Source organism: Leptospira ellinghausenii (assembly GCF_003114815.1).
Lineage (GTDB): Bacteria > Spirochaetota > Leptospiria > Leptospirales > Leptospiraceae > Leptospira_A > Leptospira_A ellinghausenii.
The window spans coordinates 890,878-915,148 of sequence record NZ_BFAZ01000009.1; the positions used below are offsets into that span (position 1 = coordinate 890,878).

Sequence of the window (24,271 nt, forward strand, 5' to 3'; positions counted from 1 at the left end):
CTATAAGTAACGGTTATAATCTTGTACGACATTATGAATTAGATTTTTTTCTTTATTGTATTGGATGGTTTTTGCTTCTTTGATTCCAGTTTCCCAGATAAACATAAATGGAATTCCAAACAATGTAGAATGTTTTTGCCTATATTTTTCTCGGCCAATCAGTTTATCGTTTAAATAAAAATCTGCATGTAACACACGTTCTTTCGAGTATATAGACGGTAATAATCCTGCAGTTCCTATCATAAAGATTGTTGATATCGACGAAACCCAGAAGTGTTCGTATTCATTCACTTCACTTGTGTAAATGTCAATGTGATGGTTTGCTCTGACACCATCAGACAATACCCTTCCAAAATAACCAGTTTCTGTGAGGTATTTTGTATACAGTGCGGTGATTTCCCTTTTGTTTTTATTGTTTTCGGGAGTGGAAACTTTGATGGATAAGAGAGGGATTTGTTGTTTAAAATCGGGTCTTGTGACAATGGGAACATCTTCACTCATATAATTGTAACAAGATGAGAGAAAAAAAAGGGAACATAAGACAAGTAGTGCGAATTTTCGAAATCGAATCATAATCCGTGAGAAGGCTAACGGATGAGAAACCAAGGAAAAGTCTTTTTTTTAAAACTTAGAAAAATCCACAATGTGTAATTGGTGCAAAAGGAATCCTCCCACAACGGTAAAAAAGACCCATGCCACGATGGAAATGGACCCACCGATTTTTACCATTTCTAAACTCCGAATGCCACCATAACTGAAAGCCAATGCATTAGGAGGAGTTGAGACAGGTAATGGCATCGCGAGAGAGGCACCGATGGTTGCGCCAATGGCCGCCGGTAAAATGAGGTCCGTAGGAAGTCCCATTGTGATTGGTAAGATCAAATTTGCAACACTTGTGTTACTGAGAAAACAAGAGAGAAACAAAGACAAAATTGAAAAAAATAAAAACAATCCTAACTGACTTGAGTCACCTAACATTAGCAAGGTAACAAAATGTTTGGCAAGTCCAGTTTCTTCAAATGCTTTTCCTAGGGCAATTCCACCTCCCATAAGGATTAAAACATCCCAGGATAAATTTCGAAATTCCTTTAGATCCAAAAGGGAAAATCCAAAAAAAACAATCACTGGAAATAATGCAACAGTTCCATTGGAAATTCCATGCCAATCAGAACTTATCCATCCGAGAATTGTGATTAGAATGATCATAATCGAGATAAGTTTTCTCTGGGAAGAAACAGAAGTGTTTTCCTCTCGCACTTGGATCAATCGAATTGATTGGATGGATTTTTCTTTCTTTAAGTACACAATGTACAAAATTCCAGCGAGAGCCAAAACGGAAAGGATGAAGACAGGAAATGCAAACGCCATCCAATCTAAAAATCCAATGTGAAAACCTTTTTCTTGTAAATAGGCAATGCCAATCACATTCGGAAGGGTTCCGACTGGTGTTCCAATCCCACCTAGGTTTGCGGAAAATGGTACCATAAATAAAATTGATTTTCGTAAAGGGCTAGTCTCATCCAAGGATTTCATCATGGAAGAGACAAGTCCTAACATCATGGCAGCTGTTGCCGTATTGTTCATCCAGCAGGACAAAAAGGCGGTGGCAAGACCTAATGATAAAACTAGAAAAAATGCTGAACCTTTCGTATTTTTGATCACAAATTTAGCAATGCTCACATCTAGACCATAAAAACTAATCGCACTTGAGATCACAAATCCACCTAAGAAGAGTAAGATGGTTTCCGAAAAATAACAGGATAGAAAAGTAATCGTTTTTGGAGCACCTGGTCCCCAACCTGGAATTAACCAGACCAACTCTAAAAAAAGAACCAAAAATCCTGTGACATATAATGGGATGAGTTCTGTGACCCAAAGGAAGGAAACAACTAGTGCAATTGCTAAATTGATTTCTTGGGCGGGGGTGAGTCCGAGCCACGATTGGTAAAAGCCAAAGATGGCTGGAAAAATGGAAAGAGTCGAAAATAGAAGGCCTGCTCGAATCATTGTGACTTGACGATTTACACTCACCTGATACTTTTTCGATAGACTCAATTCGTTTCAAGCAAACAAATACAATGAGACTTTCCCGAAATTTTTAAATGTTAATTTTTTATGCAAATAACCTATAACGACTTAAAACAAGCAGTTTTGGGTAGTGGCCCAATGGGTATCATTATCGCTTCCATACTGGCTGAAAAGTATGATTCTATCACTTTATGGATTCCTGACAAAGAATTTGTAGAACTGCTAAAGAAGCGCCGCCAAACAGAAATTATGGGAAAGACAATTGAACTTCCCGATCACATTGACATCGTGTCAAGTTTAGATGCATTTGGGCGAGACGATTGGGCATTTCATATTGCAGTTCCTTCCCGATCCTTTTTGGACAGTGTCCACAGTCTCATTGAAGTATTGGAACCATTTAATAATTATGTGTTTTCCTTTTTGACAAAAGGAATTTTAGATTCTAAAAATCGTAAAAAAACAGGATTCATCACTTACTCTCAATATTTACAAAACTACTTAAGTGAAAGGAATTTTAATAATGCTTCAGTGGCTGTAGTTAACGGACCTTCTCTTTTAGGCGAAATCTTAGAAGAAAAATTCAGTTTTTTTAATATTGGTTCATCTGATAAATTCACAGCTGAATATTTAGCTGAAGTTTATACATCCCATTTCATAAACACTTCTGTTACAGATGATGTGATTGGAATGGAAATTGTGGGAGTGGCAAAAAATCCAATGGCGATTGCCAGTGGAATTGTATCCTTACTGCCTCGTTATGGATCCAACTTACTTGGTGAAATACTTTCAGTGGGTTTCCAAGAAGTAAGAGACCTTGCCATGCGTTACGGTGCAAGACCTGACACTGTGATGGGTAGGTCTGGACTCGCAGATTTTATCACAACTGCAACAAGTAACAAAAGTCGAAACAGAGGGTTTGGTCAGAAGATTGTCGGTGAACTATTGTCAGGTGGAGAGAAATTAAGCATCAAAGATCGAATTGAAATCTTTTTTGCTCCTCGTTCCTTCATCGAGAGAGAATCTACCAAATGGCATGATAACGTAGAAGGAACCTACGCACTGAGCATTCTCATTGAACTTGCCAATGAAATTCGCCTTCCCTTTACCCTTCATAGAACATTATTTGATGTATTAACCCGTAAACAACCACCTGGTTCACTTATCGATTTAATCTGTGGTAAAAAAACAGAAGCAAAGAACATTCCACTTGTCGTTCAAAAAAAAGTTGGGCTTAATCTAACCTCTGGAATTGATTTTCATAATCTATTAGTAGATCGAATCTTAAAACAAATCAGCAATGTTCCAGGTACCATTAGCAGAGTGAAAAAACAATCGTCTGCTGTGATTGAATCAACGCAAAAACGACTTACAAAAGCAAAACGTAAAAAACAAAAACTAGAAGAAGTTAAGTTTGAATCAGAAATCGAAATTTGGCAACGTTTCCAAAATTGCCAAAAAGATGAAGAACTCACTTCCATCAAAGAGTTGGTTCGTTTTTATGTAAACGAAATCGCTGATAATTATAGCCCAACTGTACGTGAATCTGTTTTACGTTTTGTTGCACCGATTCGATTGTTTTCTGGTGGTTTTCTCAAAGGTTCAATGATCCCACATATAGGTGGTAAAACGGAAGTTGTAAAGGCTCTCTCCTCCAAATACAATTTGTTATACGCACCTACTCACAGATCACATTTAGATTCGGTTGAAGTGGCATATTCTCTATTTCATTTAGGATTACCAGTCCCTCGTTATGCGGCAGGTATCAATTTAATGTCCAATCCATTCTGGGAGTGGATGTTAAAATCGTTGGGTGCTTATGCAGTGGATCGAGAACGAACTAGGAATAGTTTGTATCTCGAATGTTTGACATTATATTCACAAGTGATGCTTGAACAAGGAATTCCATCTTTAGTTTATCCTGAAGGAACAAGATCAAGAACAGGTGCAATTGTACCAGTAAAAACGGGACTACTAACTACGGCAGTGAATGCATTTCGAAGTTCAGGGACGGAGATTGTGATCGTACCGATCTCAGTCTCATATGAAACAGTTCCTGAAGATAACCAGTTTTGCAATATACCAGAAGAACTTGGGATGGCAGGATTTTTAGCAAAACGATCCAATGTTTACGTTGAATTTTGTGACCCGATCCCAATATCGGAATATGCACATACAGAAGATCCCACCATTGAATTGAGTTATCGCATCACAAAAGGTTGGAAACAATACCATAAGATTTTACCAAACCAAATTGTTGCCAAGATATTAGTAGAGAATGATTATTCAGTAGAAGTTTCTCAAAGTACAATGTTAATTGAAGACTTTATTTCAAGACATGAAGGTAATTATTTGATACGGGATCCTGAAGAAATTTGGGAGAAGGGTAAAAAGATTTTAGAAAAACGTAAAATGATAGAAGAGGCAAATCGAATTGTTCATTCTAAAAATGATGCTCTTCTATTGTATTACGCGAGTATGATTCCTGAAGATGAAGACAAAAAATACTAATCATCATTAATTTGATGATGTAAATGAATGAAAACTTAAGATAACAGAATTCAAATTAAACATTTTGAATCGGAAGTTTTCCTCGTTTCCGAATGTAAATTGTTTTATCTAGCGTAGCAACTACACTATTCGATTCATCCAATACATTAGTGGTAAAATGAAATTCTCCTTTTCGTTTTACCTCAATTTCTGTTTTGATCCTTTGGATTTCCTCTTCCGGGATAAAAAATCTGGCTTTTACCTTTCCCTTACCTGGTTTGATAAAGCTCATTGATCCAATTTTATCCCAAACAATATAATCAGAACCTAGTGTTTCCAATAAAATTAACATAAAAAAAGGATCACACATTGAGTACAAAGAACCACCAAAATGGACACCCACATAATTTTGATTGTAAAAACTTAACTTCATTTCCACTTCAAATGAAGTTAAATCCTTTGCTATTTTTTTAATTCGTATTCCCGCACCTATATAAGGCGGATAAAAATTATATAACCAAATCTTAAATCTTTTTTTCCAAGAGATTGGTCTCATGAAATGATTGTTTCCTTTTTTTTGTGATTGGAGTTGATCAGATAAACTGCTAACATCGCCAATGCACCACCAATGATAACAGGGATTTGTACCACTTCATCCAAAATTAAATAACTACTCAAGTAGGCAGAAAGTGGAACGATAAAAATGAAACTACTCGCAATTTCGGATCCAAGTCTTGTAGCTGCATAAAAATATACAGTTGTTCCAAAGGTAGTAGAGATCACAGTCAGATAAAAAATTGCAAACCAAAAGTTATACCCAAAATCCCAAACCTTCCAAAAGTTTGGGTCATTCCAACAGAATAAAAGTTCTATAATTGATCCAACAGCATAGACATAAAAACTATAAGTAATCGGAGACATTGATTTCCCTGTTTTTTGACTATTAAGTGAAAGTGTTGCCCATACAAAGGAACATAACAAAAAGAATAAGTTACCAGATAACAAAAGATAATCGATGCTTATTTTCCAAACTTGAAGAATCACCAACCCACCAATAAATCCAAAAAATAGCCCTAAAACCTGGCGTTTGCTGATTGATTTTTTTTGAACGAGAAAAACAATAAAAAACGTTACAATGGGATTTAAAGTTGTAACAAGTACACCACCAGCTCCTGGTAATCCATTCTTTAACCCTAAAAAGAAAAATTGATTGTACAAGGTGTAAATGATCCCACCGATTAATACATTCCAATAATCTTTTCCTGACTTTAATCGAATTGGTAATCGCATAACAAACAAAATTGGGATGACTGATAAAAAGGTAGCAAGGAACCTCCAAAACACTAATACATGTACTGGCACAGAACCAGCAATTATTTTAGCAATGGGCCATGAAATTCCCCAAGAAACCATCGCAAGGATCAGAAGTAATAAAAATTTAATGTTCAAATGAAGTTTCCTTTAATTAAAAAATTCAAACAATATGTCGTTATAAAAGACAGTGGTATTCCAATTCCTAACATAAGACTCGCTAAATGTGGTGATATGTTTTTTTCAATTGTTATGACAGTCGAAGTGACCATGGGCGCCATGGCTGATTCCAAAAGTATGGTTTGGAATAACAATTGGTCGTTTTGGATTGGTCTATACACATAATAAACAAGAACAGGAGCTAATACCAATTTAAATCCTAATCCTATTAGTAAATACTTCCCATGACCCGCGATTGTTCGTAGATCTAACATAAATCCAACTGAGACCAATGCAAGAGGTGTCAAAGTATCACCTAGTCGTAGTAATACGATCTTTAATGAATTTGGATATTCAATCTGTCTGGTTAATATTGCAAAAACCAAAGCATAAATAGGAGCAAATCCAAGGACTCGTTTGACCAAGGTTATGATATTCCATTTACCATCCATTGCAATGGAGGCAAGTATGATTCCAGGAAAACTTAGTACCATAAAAGTACCAAGTTGGTCTGCAAGAATTCCATATCCCAACGATTCTTTACCAAGATAGGTTTCCAATAATGGAAATCCAACAAAGGAAGTATTCCCAAGACCTGCCGTTAAAACCAAACAGACAGTTGTTGGAAATGTCATTATTTTAAGTTTGTATAAAATCAAAAAAACCACCAATGCAAATCCAAATACCAACCATGGCATTGAAGTTGGCATAATTGCAGATACGTTGATTTTTAATTCATGGACATGGTATAAAACCAGTGAAGGTAAAGAAACAAAGAGGATAAATCCATTCAGAACTTTGGGAGTGTTTTCGGGAAACTGCGGTAGTCTGCGAAAGAGTAATCCTAGACCAAAACAAATTCCCAATAATAAAAAATTCTCCATTTTGATCTAAAAAGAAAGAAACGTCTCAAGCGCTTTAGGATCAAAAAACACACCATCTTTTTGTCTTGGTGCTTCGATTCCATCACGAACCATTTCCGCATATCCTTTCGCAAAATATAAGTATTTTGTAGGTAGTTTTGCTTTTGCATCATGGACAGTTTGTTCTATCCATTCCGCCAAAACGAATACTTGGTAAGTTAAATCTGCAATATATACACGATTCATATCTTTCCAATCTTTGGATTCCTCTTTTAAACAATACGTTAACTCTTTCCGTTTTTCTTGGAAGATTGTATGAACAGTTTTTAATTCTGGAATATCTCCAACATGAGTCGTTAATTCATCAAGTAGTGATTGGAATGCAGCATATACTTTTGGTTTTTGTAGGGCATGCAAACAATGATCTGTGATGATCAAATGTGTTCCTTCCCAAGTTTCATTGATAATGGAATCATTATGTAGTCTTGGCAGTGGAGAAAAATCTCCGATGATACCATTCCCACCTAACGTTAAAATTGCTTTTTGTGTAATATAACTTGCTTGGGAAGAAGATTTGTATTTGAGAAGTGGAACTGTGATTTCTGCTGCATCATGTTCCAATTCTGCAAGATGAACTGAACGAAAATTTACGAAACTATTTGCGGTTTGTAAAATTTGCATCTCAGCAAGAGTTTTCATAAAGGATGGAAATTCTAAGATTTTTTTCCCGTAAGCCGTTCTAAACTTTGCATATTCAGATGCTTCCATTACGGATCGCCTAGCATTCCCACAGGCACCAAGTCCTACATGAAGGCGTGATGTTTTGATGATATATCGAATTAAATTAACAAGTCCATGGCCAGGACGACCAAATTCTTCTGCTTCTACACGATCATAAATGATCTCTACAGTAATTTTTCCTCGAGAACCAATGATGTCTTTTTTGCGAAGGATATGATGGCCATTCAGTTCTCCATTCTCTTTGATCCTTGGAACTAAAAACATTCCTACTGTATTGGTTCCTTCCATTTTCGCAGTTGTTACCCACAAATCACCTGGATTGGAACAAAACCATTTTTCTCCCGTTAACTCCCATTTGCCGTTAGGAAGTTTTTTCGCGATTGTCCGGTTGGCAGACACATTACTCCCACCTACTCGTTCGGTCACATATTGTCCCGCCATAAAATGAGAGGCACTTCCTTTTCCAGCAACGAGAGGTAAGTATTTTTTCTTTTGTTCTTCTGTTCCTATTTTTTTCAAAGCAAGGATCATTCCATCAGTCATTGCCAAGGGACAAGCAACTCCACCTTCTCCATTTAGATTCATTAAATAAGTTAGCGCATAACGATGGATATGTGTGAAGTCGTATTTCCATTCAGGGTGGAAATCTAAATTGACAACACCATGGTCATATGATATTTTCCGTGCTAATTTTTGTTCTTCGGAATATTTTACAAAATCAATTCGTTTTCCTGTTCGATCATATTTGATCACTTCCCCATACTTTCCTTCTTTATGGCACTCTTCAGTGAGTTCATCTAAAATGCCACCTACCAACTCCCCGTATTTTCGAATGTGATCGACCATCGCTTGTTTGTGAGATGGACTGTATGATTCTGAATACCTTTCAACCATCCGTTGTAGGGCAGGATCCATATCGTAAAAATTCTTACCACGTAATCCTTTGTACTCGGAAATATCAAAAGGTTGTAAAGATGGATGTTCAGAAATATGGTGACTCATATCTCCAGTTCAGAAAATGGAATAGGATTCACTAGCAAAAAAGTCACCCCGATATGGAATTGGTTTAAGAGACAAATTTATGGTCCAAAAAACGGAAACAAAAAAGTCCAAACAGATTTTGCATGATGTCATTTTTGAACTGCAAAACGTTTCCGAAGCCATGCAGTGGTTTTTGTCTTATGACCGACTTTCAGAACTTTTAGAAATCCGAAAGGAAGAATGCCTACGCAAAGTTTACCAGTTTAAATCGGCCAAACCGCAAATGACACTTTCTGGTGGATTCCATGAAGTTGATGGTGACTTACTAGTCGATTTTTTAGCCTGGAATTTGGAATTAGATGAAGTTGCGGAAGAATTTTTAAAGGGTGGAATTTTCTTTAGCGAACGACCGTTATATGAACTTCGAGAATCCTATAAATCTCTCATCCAAAAAACAATCGCTAACCACAGATTGGACCAAGAACTTTTGCTTTTGCTGACTGCTGCAACTATCGATTTTGATGATGCAGTGGATTCCTATTTGATGGATAAGTTTGAAATTGATTTTTTTGTTCGTAGGTCCATCCATCAATTTTTAGAAAAATATGAAATCCATCCAGAATTTGGTGCCGAAGAATTTTTGTACGAATATTTAAAGAGCCTGATCCCTACAAAAATTCTAAACTTTCGTGACATCACTCGAGAATTTCGAGATCGCACCTATTATGAATTATATGGTCGATTTAGAGAAACCAAAAAGAAAAAGAAGAAAAAAGTCGTTCAATCTGTATCTACAGAAGTAAAGGATTTACTCGCATTTTTTGATTTAGAACCTGGTGCGACAATTGTTGATGTAAAAAAGAAATTCAAAGAATTATTAAAAAAATACCATCCAGATATCAATAAAAAGGGAGAAGAGATGACCAAACGTATTATATTAAAATACAATCGTTTGGTAGAGTTAATTGGTACCTAATTAATTCCAACGGAAAGATTCAAAACTGTTTTATTTGAATTGGAAATGATACTTCACCTGAATTTCATCTTTTGCTTTCATAAAGAGTAACGATGGATTTTCCAAATCAAATTCAGAAAATTTTACTACCACAACACCGTCCACTTGGAACTCACCTGCTTCCAAAACTTTTACATTCGCATCAGATGAAAAATCCCTAGTATTTCCATGGATCATCAATTTACCTTTGATGGTATAGATTTGTTCGTTTGTTTTCGAAGGTAAAATCGATTCTATTTTGACTTGGATGAGAGGTGTATCGGGGTAACCTAAAATTTCTTGTATATGGGAATCTCGATTGGAATCACCAGATGAAATTTTTAAAATTGGAATTTTGATTTCAAACGGACTCTTAAGATTGTATTTTCCATTTGAGCCTTGTAAGTTAGGGTTACCCATTTGGATTTCATTGCAAACACCTGTTATATTTTTAGTTGTATGTTCGACAAAAAATTCAATTTTCTTTTTTGAAACTTCAAATGCATGTAATTGGAACCCAGACAATAAAATGATGAGCGTTATGATTAACTTTTTCATTCGAAAAACCATTTCCTTCCTTTTAAAACGTAATCACAAGCAGTGCAATCGACATGGCACCAAATCCAGCCCAACCAACTTGTTCCATTTGGTGTGCAGCTCTTGGTCCCTCTTTTTCGATCCTCGCACCCAGACCAGGTAATAGTAACATGGAAGCTAAATGAATCGGTATCATTGCTTTGTGTGCAAAGATTGGACTATAAATTCTTGGCCCATCGGTTTCGTTTTCAACATCCGTGTCAATTTTTGAAGGAGAAAAAAATGCCAAACCTGCCGTAATGGCATACATACTAAACGTTGCCATCGCTAAGTTTTTATGAAGATCACCAGAACGTTTTGCTTCCCATTCTTCATTTGCTTTTAAGGCAAAATACAATCCGGCATTATTGGTTGGGTCTTTGAGGAGAAAATAATCAGCGGCGATGTTATGTCGATCGAGAGGACTTAGTGCTAGTGGATGTATAAAACATACAAACCAATAGAACAAAGTATACTCTCATGGTTTAAATTTTTGCAAAGTAACTCTTTATTGTAAATAGATAATCTTTCCATCCCATTTATAAAATAGTGGATACAATTTGCAGATGAGGAGTGAACCAATCGAGAACAAAATCGAAATTCTTTTTTCGAAGATGTTTGCTGTTTGCCAATTTTGAATGGAAAAGAGTAAAAGAATAGGAGTGGATAGGATTGCAAAAACTCGCCCCGTATCATAAGTCATCATGGAAAGGAGATAACAAAAAACAAATCCCAAGATAGAGATTGGCATTCGATACATGATATAAACCACCAAGGGCCATAGTCCATGGAATAATCCAACGGTTCCAAGGAAGAATTCCGATTGGTTCATACGGATAAATCCATTACCCCACATTTGTGAAAAAACAGAAACACGTGTTTGGTTCCAACCTATGGCTGTATAGGTAAAAATAGAAACAAAAAATAATGTATATAATACAGAAGCAAAGACAAAAGCACCTAACAAAATTTTGATTTTATCTTTATGATATACCAGATAAAATACATTCACAAGTAATACAAGTGCCAACATCTGAAATAGATGATTGGTCATTCCTAATAATAGAACGAAAGACAAATATAGGATTTTTAACTTCGGTAAAAATTCTGAATGCAAAAGAATCAAATACAAAGTTATCAGTAAAAATGTGAATGGATCAGAAAAACCAATCCAAGTTTGAAAGACTAAGTAAAGTGGGGAAGATGAGAGAAGGAAACAAACTGTTATACCCAATATCCAATCAAATTGATGCGAAATAAATCCAACAAGAATGACACCGGATAGGATTGTGATACAATTTAAAATGAAAACAAGATCCTCAGGTTTTGAAATGAGACCAGAGACCCATAAAATCCAAGGTGTTAAAAATTGATCCCATTGTGTATTTTCTGTCCAAGGATTCAGAATCAAATGATAAATGCCAAAATTAAAAACCTTAGCTTCAAACTTAGCATCAAACAGTACAGGTGGTAACTTTAGTAGGATAACAAAAGAAACAATACTGACTAAAATTGTTTTGGTCCAACGGAAGGACAGTTTTAAGTGAAACTTCATTTTGGAATTGAAACTGGTATTGATCCTTTCCAAGTGCTCATTCCACTCCCTTCAATGGGATATGGTTTTCCTAAATACTTGGGAGGTGTGTCCCATTGGATGTCCCACCAGGCAAGCATCCTTGCTGAAAATTCTCGGAACAAATAATAGGTTTCTTTTTTATAGGTTCGTAAATTGCATTCGTAACCGTATAACTCTAGTTCTAACTCTTTTCCTAGATACATGGCTCTTGGTAAAAAAAAGGATTGGCTTACAAAAATAGCCTTGGTTACCAAAAACACTTCTTTTGCTCGGATGAGTGTATCTAAAGTCCGAAAACCAGCATGATCTACAAAAATATCATCAGGTTTTACTTGGTGGGACAACATGTACTCGAGCATAGGACGAAGTTCGTTATAATCTGTTTTGCCATTATCACCAGAGAGTAAGATTTTTTTGACCTTACCTGCTTTGTAGAGTTCCAATCCGCAAGCCAAACGGTCCATGAGGATAGGAGATGGAGTTTTCCCATACACGGCAGCACCAGGAACAATGGCAACATCTGCCTCAGGGATTTCCGAAGGATGATTGGTGTGAACCGAGTTTTCATACAGAATCCAAAATCCCAAATTGGATACCAATGTGACAAAACTAAGAATTCCGAAAATAACCAACAATCCCAGAAACAGGGATTTCCACTTGACCCGTGAAAGGAATCGGAGCGTCTTATTTATGTAGGAATCGCGGTTCGTCATGAAGAAAAAAATTAAAGAGATTACGTCTGTTTTTTCACAAGACAATCCGAAAATCAAGAAACAGATTGATAAGGTGAAAGAAAAAGGTCACCAGCGGATGACCATTCTTGTCATTCCCCATGGTTATGATAGTTCCTTTCACTTCCAGATTTCACACTTTACCATCCTATTTTTTTTAGGCCTCACTTTAGGTCTATTGAGTTTAGCAATTTATGGAATTGTAGGTTCCAATAATACACAAACTCAAATCAACCAACTTTCCAAAATTTATGGAACGTATTTTGATACTTACATCACTCATGCCAATCAATTAGAAGAAATGAAAGAAGAGTATTCCAAACTCAACGAAAACATGTTGGAACTCTTTACCTTGATCGATGGGAATGATGATGAACTCTTAAAAATTCCAGCCGAAGATTGGATTGAATCATCAGCCATCGAATCCTTACAAAAAGAAGAAAAAGAAGACAAACAATTGGATGTAGGTCGTAAGTATCTCAGTGAAATTTACGAATTAAGACAATTAAAACATCGCATGGATAATTACCAACGATTGGTAGAAGCAAATTTTCAATTTTTGTTCCAAAGGTCTGATATCTTATCTCGTTCACCATTGTTTAATCCTATGTATTCTTATAACTTAACATCTCCTTTTGGAATGCGTAAATCACCTACTACTGGTTATTGGGAATACCACGATGGTTTGGACATGGCAAATGCTGTCGGAACACCTATCTATGCGTCTGCACCTGGAAGAGTTGTTCGGGTCACTTACTCCAACGTAGGTTACGGACATCATATCATCATCCAACATGACTTCGGCTTTAGTACGTTATATGGTCATTGTTCTAGAATTTATGTTCGTTCAGGACAAGAAGTTAAAGCTGGAGAACAAATTGCAGAAGTTGGAGCAACAGGAAATGTTACTGGACCTCACCTTCATTATGAAATTTTTATTTCAGAAGAAGGAAAAACGGATCCAGAACAATACATGCAAGCGGGAGTATACTGATTGCCTAAAAAAACAAAATCCGAAGATCCAAAAAAAAGAATTTTGGAACTTCGTAAAGAAATCAATCGTCACAATGATTTATATTATAAAAACAATGCTCCGATCATTTCCGACAAAGAATTTGATCTTCTTGTTAAAGAACTCCAAAAATTAGAAAAAGAAAATCCCCAATTAGCAGACTCGTCTTCTCCTACCTCACAAATAGGATCGGACCTTAGCCCTCAATTTAGTAAATTCAAACACAAAGTTCCTGTATTATCTTTAGAAAATACCTATAATGAATCTGAACTTTCCGAATGGTTAGAAAAAACTGGTGTGGAAGAATCTTATTCCTTAGAATGGAAAATTGATGGCGCCTCAATTTTGTTATACTATGAAAATGGAAAACTTACCCATTGTGTGACAAGAGGTACTGGTGGAATTGGTGATATCGTCACAGAAAATGTGAAAACCATTTCTTCCATTCCACAAAACCTATCAGAGCCAATGAATCTCACAGTTCGTGGCGAAATTTTTATGACATTCGCTGATTTTGAAGAATTTAATGAAGAGTATGGTGGAAAATTTGCGAATCCAAGAAATTTAGCCGCAGGTTCTATCAAACAAAAAGATCCACTTGAAGTCGCAAAACGACCGTTACGAATCTTTGTTTATGATGTTTATTTTTCTAGTTCAAGAAAAGGAATCAACTCTCATAAAGATATTTTAAATGTATTAAAAAAAGAAAAATTCCCTCTCGCTCCTGACACAACTATACTTTCTGGAACCAAGTTAATTAAAGAAATTGAATCGTTCCGAAAGAAAAAGGACAAAATGCCATTCCCCGTGGATGGACTTGTCATCAAACTTGATTCATTAAACTTACGTGAAAACCTCGGAGAAACAAGCCATTCCCCTCGTTGGGCAAGGGCATTTAAATTTGATGCCCTTCTAAAAGAAACAACGATAGAAGAAATCGATTTTGCCATAGGGCGTACAGGTAAAGTCACTCCACGAGCAAGAGTGACTCCCATATCCCTCGCTGGTACTACAGTTACTTACGCCACCTTACACAACCAAGACTATATCGACCAACTTGGCGCTGGAATTGGAGCAAAAGTACTCATCTCCAAACGAGGAGAAATCATTCCTGCTGTCGAAAAAGTAACATTCCCACCAAAGAAAGTTTTTGTTTTACCAAAAGAATGCCCATCGTGTAACACAAAATTAACGAAAGTCGATGATTCCGTTGATTTATTTTGTACAAATCGGCATTGCCCAGAAAGGAAACTCAACCAACTCATCTTTTTCTGTAGCAAAAAACAAATGAATATCGAAGGTCTTGGTGAAAGGCAAATTCAGATTTTTTTTGAAAAGGGTTGGGTAAAAGATATCCCTGACCTATACACATTAGAAAAATACAAAACAACCATACTAGAGTTAGATGGTTTTGGAGATAAATCTGTCAAAATCATATTTGATGCCATTGAAAAATCCAAAGAAAAAGATTTTCGTTTCACTCTTCCTTCCATTGGTCTAAATGAAGTTGGTCCCAAAGTGACTGAAATCCTCATCGAAAATGGTTATGATTCCTGGGAAAAACTGCTAACATTAGCAAAATCAAAATCTGCAACCGAAGAGCTTACGGCGATCCATGGCATTGGGCCACGAACGATAGATGCATTACTCTTCCACCTCAAAGACAAAGAAACATTAAAACTGGTAAACACTCTCATCAAACTTGGTCTTAAATTCCAAGCAGACCAAGCTGAAAAAAGCGATTTACAGCCGTTTGTTGGCCAAAGTTGGTGTGTCACAGGAAGTTTTGAAAATTTCCAACCTCGTGACCTTGCCATGGATCTCATCACAAAACATGGTGGCAAAAAAGTAACAGGAGTTTCCTCTAAAACCACTCACCTACTCTATGGACCAGGTGCCGGATCCAAACTAGATAAAGCAAAAGAACTCGGTGTGACTTTGGTTTCGGAATCAGAATTTTTGAGTTTATTGAAACAAGAAGGGATATCGATTTGAGTCTCTTAAATTTTTGACAAGAATTGAAAACATTCAGAATTTCTGATGATAATGATTTTCACTTCTCAATCGACCTTATACAGAAATGGTTCTTTTGATCTGATTTTTCAAAATTTTTTAAGTAAAATATTAAATAGATATGTTTTTTATTTTCAAGCAATTGATCCCAACTTCAATGAGGCAAACATGAGAAAGGATAAAAATAAATGATATTTTTGGATATTTTACCGAAAGATTCTCTTTTAATTAAATCTTACCAATCTGGAGAAATTATCTATCAAAAAGGTGAATCTTCATCCGACGGTATTTGTTTTGTTTTAAATGGAAAAGTAGAAACGGATCATTTAGACAAAGATCAACATATAATAAAATTGGAATTCAATCAATTTAAATTCTTCGGATTATCTGCATTCGTTTCAAATATTAGAATGGATACTGTTAAAGCAATTGAAGATGGCACAAAAGTATTATTCATTTCCGAATCCGACTTTAGTTTTTGTATGAATGCAGACTCTCAATTTATCATTAGAGCAATTCAATACATGATAAATTACATACAAACACTGAATATTGATACAAAACATGACTTATTGCGTTCATTTAATCTCAACGATATTTTAGACCAAGTTGATCAAAATCGTTTGGGAAAAATAAAAGAACAGAATCTACGGATTTATTCTCAAATCTATCATTCCAGATTTCGTTTAGTAAACCCTGGCCAATTAGTTTATTCGGAAGAGAACTTAGTTGATTCTGATTTATACTTAATTCTTGAAGGAGAAGTTCTTCATTTTGTTAACGATCCTAAGGATCCAATAAAAGAAATCCCCATCTTACGATTAGAACCAGGATATATATTTGGTTTCATCAAAAAAGATGCAGATAAAGGACATGTCTTAAATGTAAGAGCAGGATCAAATGGAGCATTAACAATTCACTTGGATTCAAACTTACTGAGACAAGTGGCAAAAAATGATGAAATGGTCGCTTACTCTATATTCCAAACCTTATGTTTGCTTATGGCAATGATTGAAAATTTATGTGTATGAGGCTTTACAATCTTTGAGTTTGTTTTATCAAAACACACCTCGAATCTGTTATTTGATCAAAGTGATAAGCTGGGTTACATTTTTTCCATAAATTCAAGAAAATCTCAGGTCAATATTCGTCATACTTGAATCATTATGAAAGATAGAGACGCACCGAAGACTTTGAATTTTAGATCCCAGATTTGCTTTTATATGACAGAAAAAAATAACATTATCGAGATATTTAGAAGTCTTTCCTAGTTTTGTTTCCGTTCGGAATCTCTAAAATTGTGTAGTTCAAATTTGTTATTGGAAGTTTCCTGTATCAATTTCGAATTCAATATTTCAAGATTGTTCCCCTATTTTGATAACCACATTTATGCAAATGAAATAATTTCTTGCGATTAAGTGCAATATATATAATATACTATTTGAAGCAAATAATAGTAATAGCAAGAATTCTCTATTAGAAATTTTTTAGGCTTACTTAGTTAGGATTCCATTTAGTAAAAATGAATGTTTTTAAAAAATATTTAGAAACTCTAATTGAAATAGTAAAATCAGATGCTCGGTTTACAGCGGTTTGTTGTGCTGGTTCTGCGATTACTGGTGAATTGGATCAATTTTCAGATTTAGATATTTTTTTAATTACAGAAAACAACATAGTGTTTTCACACGATGAGATGAAACGTTTTGCTTATCAAGTTGGAGATCTGTTAGTTGGTTTTACAGGAGAACATGTAGGGGAAAGTCGTTTGTTAATTTGTTTATACAATTCTCCACTATTACATGTAGATCTCAAATTCATTGAAATCCAAGAATTCACCAAACGTGTTGAAAATCCAATTGTTGTATATGATCGAAAGGATCAGATTCCAGAGATTTATAAAAATTCAAAACCAATTTGGCCAAACATTAACTTTCAATGGATTGAAGACAGATTTTGGGTTTGGATTCATTATGCTGCCACAAAACTGGGACGAGGCGAACTTTTTGAAGCGATTGATTTTCTTTCATTTCTGAGAAACCAAGTCCTTGGCCCAATGTTTCATCTTAAATATGAGAAAAATCCAAGAGGTGTTCGTAAACTAGAATTTATTTTGTCTAACGCAGATTTAGAAAAACTAAAAACTACGATTCCAATCTATGATTATAACTCTATCTTCCATTCTATTTTCGCATCGATCAATTTGTATTGTGAATTAAGAAACTTGTTAGCAACAAATCTTAACAAACAAGAGGTTGCAGAAAAAGAAAGTGTCCAATATCTCAATCATTTAAAACAAAATCCTAATTTCTAAAACTCTCTTCTAAACGTGATTCCTTGAAAAAACCAAACTCACTGGAATCAACCAAAGATTGAAAAAAATACTTTTTCTCTTCCATTTCTAAATTAGAGAATCCATTAAATTTCATCATTTTCCCTGAAAATTAATTTTATCCTTGACATGCAGGCATTTACCTGCATAATGAATTTACGTGCAAAAAGAAGGAAAAGGGACAGACCTCATATTCAAGGCAATGGCAGATCCGAACCGGAGAAAGGTTCTAGACCTTCTATTCTCAAACAATGGACAAACTCTGACCCAACTCTGCGAACAACTCGACATGCAAAGGCAATCGGCAACCCAACACATTGAGATTTTGGTCAAAGCAAACCTGGTAACAGTGGTTTGGAAAGGAAGAGAGAAACTTCATTTTCTCAATCCTGTTCCGATTTACGAAGTTTATGAACGTTGGGTACGTAAATTTGAAGAGAATCGTTTAGGATTTTTACACGAAATCAAAACACAATTGGAAGGAGACAACCATGGAACAACATAACTTTGTTTATGTGACATTTATTCTAAGCACACCAGAAAAGGTATGGAATGCAATCACCGATCCAGAAATCACAAGTAAGTATTGGTCCGATCCTTTGTCCAAAAATCCTGCTCATACCAATGTATCAGAATGGAAACTTGGATCGGAATGGAAACATGTTAAGATGGATGAATCAAAAACCGTTGATATCGTTGGTAAAGTTTTGGAAATAGATCCTCCTAACAAATTAGTGATTTCATGGTCAAGACCGAAAGATAAAGACGATGAATCAAAACATTCTCGAGTAACGTTCGAAATTTCCAATTATGCAAATGGACTTGTTCGATTGACTGTCACTCACTTAGATTTAGACCCACAAATGTTTAATGGCATTTCGTCTGGATGGCCAAGTGTCCTTTCCAATCTAAAAACGTATTTAGAAACAGGTAAGCACTTAGCAGGACATATTGCTTAGTAAATCTAGAATCCAATTGGAAAGTCGATTTTCAAAATTACACACTAACGCTATAGATAAAAGACGTTAGTGTATTTTATTTACTTTTTCTTAAGAATTTTACCAAGGAACAGACTCACTATTCCAAGTCGTAAAAGTTCCAGTTGGCCCATCTGGTCCATACATCGCTACCCTCACTACTTCTCGTGCACCATCCTCTAAACTTTCATAACCTTCAAAATTAGTCATAGCTGTTTTTGTAAAACCAGGAGATACTAAATTTACTTTAATATTAGTATCTTTTAATTCTAACATCATTGACAATGTGATACCATTTAAAGCAGTTTTAGAAACTGCATACACAGGATTAAAAAAGGAACTATAACTTGAGTTAGAGTCTGAGTTCAATGTGAGAGAACCAAGTGTGCTAGAAACATTCACAATACGAGCATCTTCGGATTCTCGAAGCAGAGGTAACATTGTTTGGTAAACTGCAAGAACACCAAATACATTCGTATCCCAAACTGTACGCATCTCGTCAATTGATGCTAAACTTGCCATCGCAGATTCCATATACTCTACCATAGATAGCCCTAGTCGCTGCATTCTGGTATTGGAAATACCTGCGTTATTCACGAGTACATCAAGGCGGCTAAATTGTTTCTGTATTGTATCTTTTGCATCCGAAATAGATTTTCGATCCGTTACATCCAATTGAATTGCCTTACTTCCAAAACCAATTTCTTGTGCTGCTTTCTCTCCACGTTGTAAATCTCTTGATCCAATGAGGACCATCATCCCATTCTTAGCCAAATCTTTTGCTACTTGGAATCCTATCCCTTGGTTTGCTCCTGTTACGAGAGCGATTCGTTTATCCTTTTTTTCCATAAAGTTGATCCTCTACTTTTTTACATTTTTTATGCCAGAACTGTAGCCCTAAACATTTACGGTACTTTTTAGTATCGAAACTAATGAGTTCCGTATTTGGACATTGAAAATTTGGATTTTTTTGGTCAAGAAAAAAAAAGAAAGAGTTTGTTTTAAGAAATCAATTGCCAAACGAATGTATTTTCGATTCGTTTTACATGTGCAGTAAAAAAGTAAGTAAAATCGATTTGTTCTGTATTAATTGAGTTCCCAATGGTTAAGAAAAAAAAAGTATCAGTTCCAAACACAGCCACAAAGTCTCCCGTCCTCGGAAGAAAAAGAGACCCTTCTCTAGATATTTCTATTCTCAAGGCTACGCTTGAGATGTTAGCTGAAGAAGGCTTTGATGGAATGACAATGGATCAAATTGCGACCAAAGTGGGAACAGGAAAGGCTGCATGTTATCGCCGTTGGCCGTCCAAAGTTAAACTTGTCAAAGATGCATTGATCTGGATGAATCGAAATCAATTAGAACTCGAAAAAATCCCAGACACAGGCTCTCTTAGAAATGATTTTTTAGCAATTCTCAAACCTCATTCGATGGAAGAAGCTAATGCAAAATTAAGGGTTCTAGGTGGTCTCGGTACATTTTGGTCAGATGAAGAAATCGAAAAAAAAGGAATCACAGAAATTTTTGGACCATGGACCGAAGTGAATCGAACATTAATCCAAAGAGCCATGGATCGTGGAGAAATTTCAAAAAAAGCAAACATAGAATTAGTATGTAAGGTTTTGAATTCAATGGCAACTTACCGCGCCCTAATCGAGAGGAAACCACCTGACAAAAACCTTTTTATTGCATTGATTGACCAAGTAGTGATCCCTGCCCTAAAGTATCCAGGTTAAGATTAAGAACACATAGTTCAAAACCAGCTTCGTAAGACTTACCTTCATCTGCTTACTTTATGCATTCTCAAGAGCTAACAGAACAACTATGAATTTTAATTTCAATTGATTCTATTCAAAGGATAAGTAAAGTGTATAACCTCTTCTGGTAGACCACCTGTAGACCTGTAAAAATCCAAGGCGTAATCATCAGCCACATCTGCTTGGACAAATACTTCTTCCATGCCCTCTTTTCTACAATATTCATTGATTTTTATAATTAACGATTTTCCAATACCTTTCCGTTGCCATTTCGTTTGTACTGCTAAATCAAAAATATAAACCAGTGGTCTTTCAGAATAATACTGTCTCAATAGATAAGCGGTGAGTCCAGCGATTACCTTTCCATCAAGTAATGTAACAAACACAAAAAAATCATCTCGAGATAAAAGAGATTGAAGGTAACTCTCTTTTGGCATTTGACACTGCTTCATTTCAAATACATCTTCAAATACACGAATGAGATCTAGAAACTCAAACAAATCATTTGCAGACAGTTTTTTTATACTTATATTTAACATGATGGAACGACTCTATTCATTTGAGTCTCTCTAGTTTCCCTTTTCGTTTTACAATGTTTTATAATCCCATTGGATTTTTTTTGCTTGGGTCAACCAAAGTTTATGTTCAGATTTTGAAAGTGATGTATTGATCACATCATACAACAAATTACAAATTTCTTGTTCTGTTTGGGATAAAGATTGGTGATAGTTTTGAATTTCTTTGTCCATCTAAAATCTCACCGTCCTTACCCAAACATATGTTAACAAAACTTTGTTACTATAAAACAATATGGAATTACTTACAAACTTTTTTCAATGTGGAAACTACTTTCACATCAACTGTAGGCCAAAGTTTACTCACACCATCAGAACCTTTATGTAAATCATTACACTCTGCATTTAATTTTGATAAACCTTGTGTTAAACCAAGAGTTGCCACATCCACTGTTCCTACTACTTCTACCGTATCCTCTTTCCAAACAAAGTTTACAGGAACTGATGTTTTGAATTTTCCAAATTGAAGGTGTAATTTTGCAGTGCCTGATTCTCCAGACGTTAGGTCCGAAAAATGACCTGTTAATTTCTGATTTCCTTTTACAGATCCAAAGAAAAACTTTTTGATTTTGGCATCCCGATCTGGATTGGATGAGTTTACGGACAAACTATCGATTTGGAAACGAATTTTTTCAGCGACACCAAACTTTGATTTGTCTTTCGTTTTTCCCATCACTCGAATGTTATCAAATTTACCTTTAACACCTGTTTTTTCTGTAAACTTGAACGCTGTCCATTCTAAGTTGGTTTTGTTAGGATCATACTCATATTCACAATTTTCTTCTGCAACAATTGGCCCGAAAATGCCGACAATGAATAAAGCTAAAATAGAATAAAAAATTTTCATAGAATCCTCTATTCAAAAATAGAAAATCAAAAACTAAGTTTTGTCAAGAGGAGTCTAAAGCACGAATTAAAATTCACATGTTAAAATTAATAAAATCGTTGCTTCGTCATTTTCGAAGCCAACTCTTCAAATCAAAGGAAATCGAACTTCCCATACGACTTTCGACTGGTGAGTCTCTCGCACAGTCCATTTTAGACTTTTTATCTGAATCTTTAAGCATCCAATCAGTCCCAAGTCAAATATTGGAAGGTTTCCGATCACTTCGTAGTAAATTCCCACATGAAGCAAAATTGGAATTTCTCGATTATTTAATTGCGGCTTCTCACCAATACCAAATCAAACTCAACTTTGTCCAAAAATCTATTTTGGAAATTCGGAGTTATATCACTAAAGAAGCACCATTCCTATTTCAAATCAAAAGTAAGGAACTTGGTCTTCCTGAATTTTATGCAATTTTAGGATACCATGCATCCTCATACCTCATCCGACCGCTTCACAATCATATAGGTGAAGAAGAATGGATTTCAGAAAAAGAGTTTCTAAAACTATTTGAAATCAAATCGACGAAGGATGTTGTGGATTGGATTGTCGCAGAACCAATGTTTCCTTTTTCATCGCAAAAGGAAACTCATTCCACATCGTCTGCAGTCAAAAATGCAATCAAACAAATTTATCATCTTATTCGCATTGAGTCAAAGGATGTTTGGATTGTTTTTATATATGGAATCGGAATTGGAATTTTATCTTTAGTTGTACCAGTTGCAACCTCTTCCTTAGTCAATATTGTTGCCTTCGGGGTTTTGTTACAACCGGTCATCATTCTAACTTTCTTAGTTGTCTTCTTTTTAGGTTTTGCAGGGGCAATGCAAACAATTCAGATTTATGTGGTAGAAATTTTACAACGAAGAGTATTTGTTCGAATTGCTACTGAATTTGCTGTTCGTTTTCCAAGGATCAAACAAGATGCCTTAGACAAACACCATAATCCTGAACTTGTGAATCGATTTTTTGATACGATGACGATTCAAAAATCCATTCATTCATTATTGGTTGATGGATTAGCGGTTATATTAACAACCGTTATTGGATTTGTGCTCATATCATTTTACCATCCTATTTTTATTGTTTTTTCTTTGTTCATATTGGTTGTAGGTGGTTACTTTGTTATCTACCAACTAGGCAAACCTGCTTCTGAAAACTACATCAAAATTTCAAAAGAGAAGTATAAGGTAGCTGCTTGGCTCGAGGAAATTTCAAGGCATTCCGCTTTATTTCATTCTACATTTGGATCTCATTTTGCGATTGAAAGAGCAGATTCTATCATTCGCGATTATCTTTTTGCTCGTAAAAAATATTTCTCTGTTTTTATCAAACAAATCATAGGACTTGTCGGCATACAAGCTTTAGCAAGTGCGATCGTACTCGGAATTGGTGGGTATTTAGTGATTCATAGGCAATTGACAATTGGACAATTAGTCGCCGCTGAATTAGTGATTGCAAAGGTTCTCAATGATATATCCAAGTTTGGAAAACAGTTGGATAGTTTTTATAGTTTAATAGCAGCTGTAGATAAAATTAATTCCGTTTTCCATTTACCGACATTAACGGCAAAAACAGTTCCATTTGAAATTCCGAAAGGCCCAATCCAAGTTCAATTATCAGGTGTAGATTATTCTTTGGCTAATGGACATAAAATCTTCAATCAATTCAATTTAAAAGTCCAAGCAGGAAAAACAATTGGTGTCACTTCCAATACGCCTTACGATGCTCATATCTTGCTTGATTTACTCAGTGGTCTAAGAGAACCAAACTCTGGAATCGTTGAATACAACCACCAAAATATCCATGAAGTTTCCAAGGAACAGATCCAAACCTATACAGTTCTCATCAGAGGGAATGAAATATTTGAAGGAACCATTTTGGAAAATATCCGTGTGGGACGCGAAGAAATTTCTCTCATTACCATACGAGATCTTTTGGAAGATTTAGGGCTCTGGAAAACTATTCAGTCATTACCACAAGGAATCCACACACAACTGTTAACTTTTGGGCATCCATTTGACAATGTACAATCTGCATTGTTAATACTTACTAGAGCAATTATCGGCAATCCAAAACTGATTCTCATTGATGGAATTCTTGACCAATTACCGCCACCTTTGTTAACTTCTTGTTTGAAAGTATTGCTCCAAAAAAATCGGGAATGGACAGTATTCATTGTATCCAAATCACCAACCATTCTCGGACAAATGGACCAAATCCTAAGGTTAGAAGATGATTCTCATTCCTTAAAGGTTAATTCATAAATCACTATGA

22 protein-coding genes and 2 pseudogenes are annotated in these 24,271 nt (G+C 35.4%); 10 read left to right on the forward strand and 14 right to left on the reverse strand.

The window, feature by feature from the left end; translation table 11 throughout:
* Together DI076_RS12665 and DI076_RS12670 are read right to left on the reverse strand one after the other, a co-directional pair.
* Nucleotides 1-501: a hypothetical protein gene (locus DI076_RS12665; protein WP_108960957.1), complete on the reverse strand. Its 501-nt coding sequence runs from the start codon at nucleotides 499-501 to the stop codon at nucleotides 1-3.
* 120 nt (nucleotides 502-621) lie between these two features.
* The gene (locus tag DI076_RS12670; protein WP_108960185.1) at nucleotides 622-2,007 is read right to left on the reverse strand and encodes an SLC13 family permease; all 1,386 of its coding nucleotides are present in this window, start codon (nucleotides 2,005-2,007) and stop codon (nucleotides 622-624) included.
* Between the two features lie 108 nt (nucleotides 2,008-2,115).
* Here DI076_RS12670 and DI076_RS12675 point away from each other — a divergent pair, with 108 nt between their 5' ends.
* On the forward strand, nucleotides 2,116-4,536 hold the full coding sequence (locus DI076_RS12675) for a 1-acyl-sn-glycerol-3-phosphate acyltransferase (protein WP_108960186.1): 2,421 nt from the start codon (nucleotides 2,116-2,118) through the stop codon (nucleotides 4,534-4,536).
* Between the two features lie 55 nt (nucleotides 4,537-4,591).
* Here the strand turns inward: DI076_RS12675 and DI076_RS12680 are convergent, their stop codons facing one another.
* The 4 genes and pseudogenes from DI076_RS12680 to DI076_RS12695 all read right to left on the reverse strand — a co-directional run.
* Nucleotides 4,592-5,062: a DUF4442 domain-containing protein gene (locus tag DI076_RS12680; protein ID WP_174705078.1), complete on the reverse strand. Its 471-nt coding sequence runs from the start codon at nucleotides 5,060-5,062 to the stop codon at nucleotides 4,592-4,594.
* Between the two features lie 5 nt (nucleotides 5,063-5,067).
* Nucleotides 5,068-5,964 (reverse strand): DMT family transporter, encoded by an 897-nt coding sequence (locus DI076_RS12685; protein ID WP_108960188.1) that lies wholly within the window; start codon nucleotides 5,962-5,964, stop codon nucleotides 5,068-5,070.
* Nucleotides 5,961-6,869 carry an AEC family transporter gene (locus DI076_RS12690; protein WP_108960189.1) on the reverse strand — a complete coding sequence of 303 codons (909 nt, stop codon included), beginning with the start codon at nucleotides 6,867-6,869 and terminating at the stop codon, nucleotides 5,961-5,963. The genes DI076_RS12685 and DI076_RS12690 overlap by 4 nt, the downstream gene beginning before the upstream one ends.
* A gap of 87 nt (nucleotides 6,870-6,956) precedes the next feature.
* A pseudogene (locus tag DI076_RS12695) lies at nucleotides 6,957-8,591 on the reverse strand (acyl-CoA dehydrogenase family protein); the annotation flags it as partial.
* 79 nt (nucleotides 8,592-8,670) lie between these two features.
* On the opposite strand from DI076_RS12695, the gene DI076_RS12700 reads away from it, so the two are divergent.
* Entirely contained in the window at nucleotides 8,671-9,546 is an 876-nt protein-coding gene (locus tag DI076_RS12700) for a molecular chaperone DnaJ (RefSeq protein ID WP_108960191.1), read from the forward strand.
* 30 nt (nucleotides 9,547-9,576) lie between these two features.
* Here DI076_RS12700 and DI076_RS12705 read toward each other — a convergent pair whose 3' ends face one another.
* The 4 genes and pseudogenes from DI076_RS12705 to DI076_RS12720 all read right to left on the reverse strand — a co-directional run bounded on the left by DI076_RS12705 (nucleotide 9,577) and on the right by DI076_RS12720 (nucleotide 12,429).
* Entirely contained in the window at nucleotides 9,577-10,122 is a 546-nt protein-coding gene (locus DI076_RS12705; RefSeq protein WP_108960958.1) for a YceI family protein, read from the reverse strand.
* A 22-nt stretch (nucleotides 10,123-10,144) separates the two neighbouring features.
* Nucleotides 10,145-10,561 (reverse strand): annotated as a pseudogene (locus DI076_RS12710) (hypothetical protein); the annotation flags it as partial.
* 87 nt (nucleotides 10,562-10,648) lie between these two features.
* Nucleotides 10,649-11,728 (reverse strand): hypothetical protein, encoded by a 1,080-nt coding sequence (locus DI076_RS12715; protein WP_245918416.1) that lies wholly within the window; start codon nucleotides 11,726-11,728, stop codon nucleotides 10,649-10,651.
* Nucleotides 11,692-12,429 carry a SanA/YdcF family protein gene (locus DI076_RS12720; protein ID WP_108960192.1) on the reverse strand — a complete coding sequence of 246 codons (738 nt, stop codon included), beginning with the start codon at nucleotides 12,427-12,429 and terminating at the stop codon, nucleotides 11,692-11,694. Before DI076_RS12720 ends, DI076_RS12715 begins: the two co-directional genes overlap by 37 nt.
* Here DI076_RS12720 and DI076_RS12725 point away from each other — a divergent pair.
* The 6 genes from DI076_RS12725 to DI076_RS12750 all read left to right on the forward strand — a co-directional run bounded on the left by DI076_RS12725 (nucleotide 12,428) and on the right by DI076_RS12750 (nucleotide 18,760).
* A complete protein-coding gene (locus DI076_RS12725) occupies nucleotides 12,428-13,441 on the forward strand; it encodes a M23 family metallopeptidase (RefSeq protein WP_108960193.1) in 1,014 nt (337 codons plus the stop codon). The genes DI076_RS12720 and DI076_RS12725 overlap by 2 nt on opposite strands.
* Nucleotides 13,442-15,454, forward strand: coding sequence for an NAD-dependent DNA ligase LigA (ligA, locus tag DI076_RS12730; protein ID WP_108960194.1), 2,013 nt, complete (start codon nucleotides 13,442-13,444; stop codon nucleotides 15,452-15,454).
* 206 nt (nucleotides 15,455-15,660) lie between these two features.
* Nucleotides 15,661-16,503: a cyclic nucleotide-binding domain-containing protein gene (locus DI076_RS12735; protein WP_108960195.1), complete on the forward strand. Its 843-nt coding sequence runs from the start codon at nucleotides 15,661-15,663 to the stop codon at nucleotides 16,501-16,503.
* A 491-nt stretch (nucleotides 16,504-16,994) separates the two neighbouring features.
* Nucleotides 16,995-17,783, forward strand: coding sequence for an aminoglycoside 6-adenylyltransferase (locus DI076_RS12740; RefSeq protein WP_108960196.1), 789 nt, complete (start codon nucleotides 16,995-16,997; stop codon nucleotides 17,781-17,783).
* 178 nt (nucleotides 17,784-17,961) lie between these two features.
* Nucleotides 17,962-18,306: an ArsR/SmtB family transcription factor gene (locus DI076_RS12745; RefSeq protein ID WP_108960197.1), complete on the forward strand. Its 345-nt coding sequence runs from the start codon at nucleotides 17,962-17,964 to the stop codon at nucleotides 18,304-18,306.
* Nucleotides 18,293-18,760 (forward strand): SRPBCC family protein, encoded by a 468-nt coding sequence (locus DI076_RS12750; protein ID WP_108960198.1) that lies wholly within the window; start codon nucleotides 18,293-18,295, stop codon nucleotides 18,758-18,760. Before DI076_RS12745 ends, DI076_RS12750 begins: the two co-directional genes overlap by 14 nt.
* Before the next feature lie 99 nt (nucleotides 18,761-18,859).
* Here DI076_RS12750 and DI076_RS12755 read toward each other — a convergent pair whose 3' ends face one another.
* Entirely contained in the window at nucleotides 18,860-19,627 is a 768-nt protein-coding gene (locus tag DI076_RS12755) for an SDR family NAD(P)-dependent oxidoreductase (protein ID WP_108960199.1), read from the reverse strand.
* Between the two features lie 252 nt (nucleotides 19,628-19,879).
* Between DI076_RS12755 and DI076_RS12760 the strand changes: the two genes are divergently transcribed.
* On the forward strand, nucleotides 19,880-20,512 hold the full coding sequence (locus DI076_RS12760) for a TetR/AcrR family transcriptional regulator (RefSeq protein WP_108960200.1): 633 nt from the start codon (nucleotides 19,880-19,882) through the stop codon (nucleotides 20,510-20,512).
* 101 nt (nucleotides 20,513-20,613) lie between these two features.
* Here the strand turns inward: DI076_RS12760 and DI076_RS12765 are convergent, their stop codons facing one another.
* The 3 genes from DI076_RS12765 to DI076_RS12775 all read right to left on the reverse strand — a co-directional run bounded on the left by DI076_RS12765 (nucleotide 20,614) and on the right by DI076_RS12775 (nucleotide 21,955).
* Nucleotides 20,614-21,072, reverse strand: coding sequence for a GNAT family N-acetyltransferase (locus DI076_RS12765; protein ID WP_108960201.1), 459 nt, complete (start codon nucleotides 21,070-21,072; stop codon nucleotides 20,614-20,616).
* A gap of 48 nt (nucleotides 21,073-21,120) precedes the next feature.
* Nucleotides 21,121-21,282: a hypothetical protein gene (locus DI076_RS12770; protein ID WP_245918417.1), complete on the reverse strand. Its 162-nt coding sequence runs from the start codon at nucleotides 21,280-21,282 to the stop codon at nucleotides 21,121-21,123.
* 67 nt (nucleotides 21,283-21,349) lie between these two features.
* Entirely contained in the window at nucleotides 21,350-21,955 is a 606-nt protein-coding gene (locus DI076_RS12775) for a YceI family protein (RefSeq protein WP_108960202.1), read from the reverse strand.
* Nucleotides 21,956-22,032: 77 nt separating this feature from the next.
* Between DI076_RS12775 and DI076_RS12780 the strand changes: the two genes are divergently transcribed.
* On the forward strand, nucleotides 22,033-24,261 hold the full coding sequence (locus DI076_RS12780) for an ABC transporter transmembrane domain-containing protein (protein ID WP_108960203.1): 2,229 nt from the start codon (nucleotides 22,033-22,035) through the stop codon (nucleotides 24,259-24,261).
* The last annotated feature ends 10 nt before the right edge of the window (nucleotides 24,262-24,271 follow it).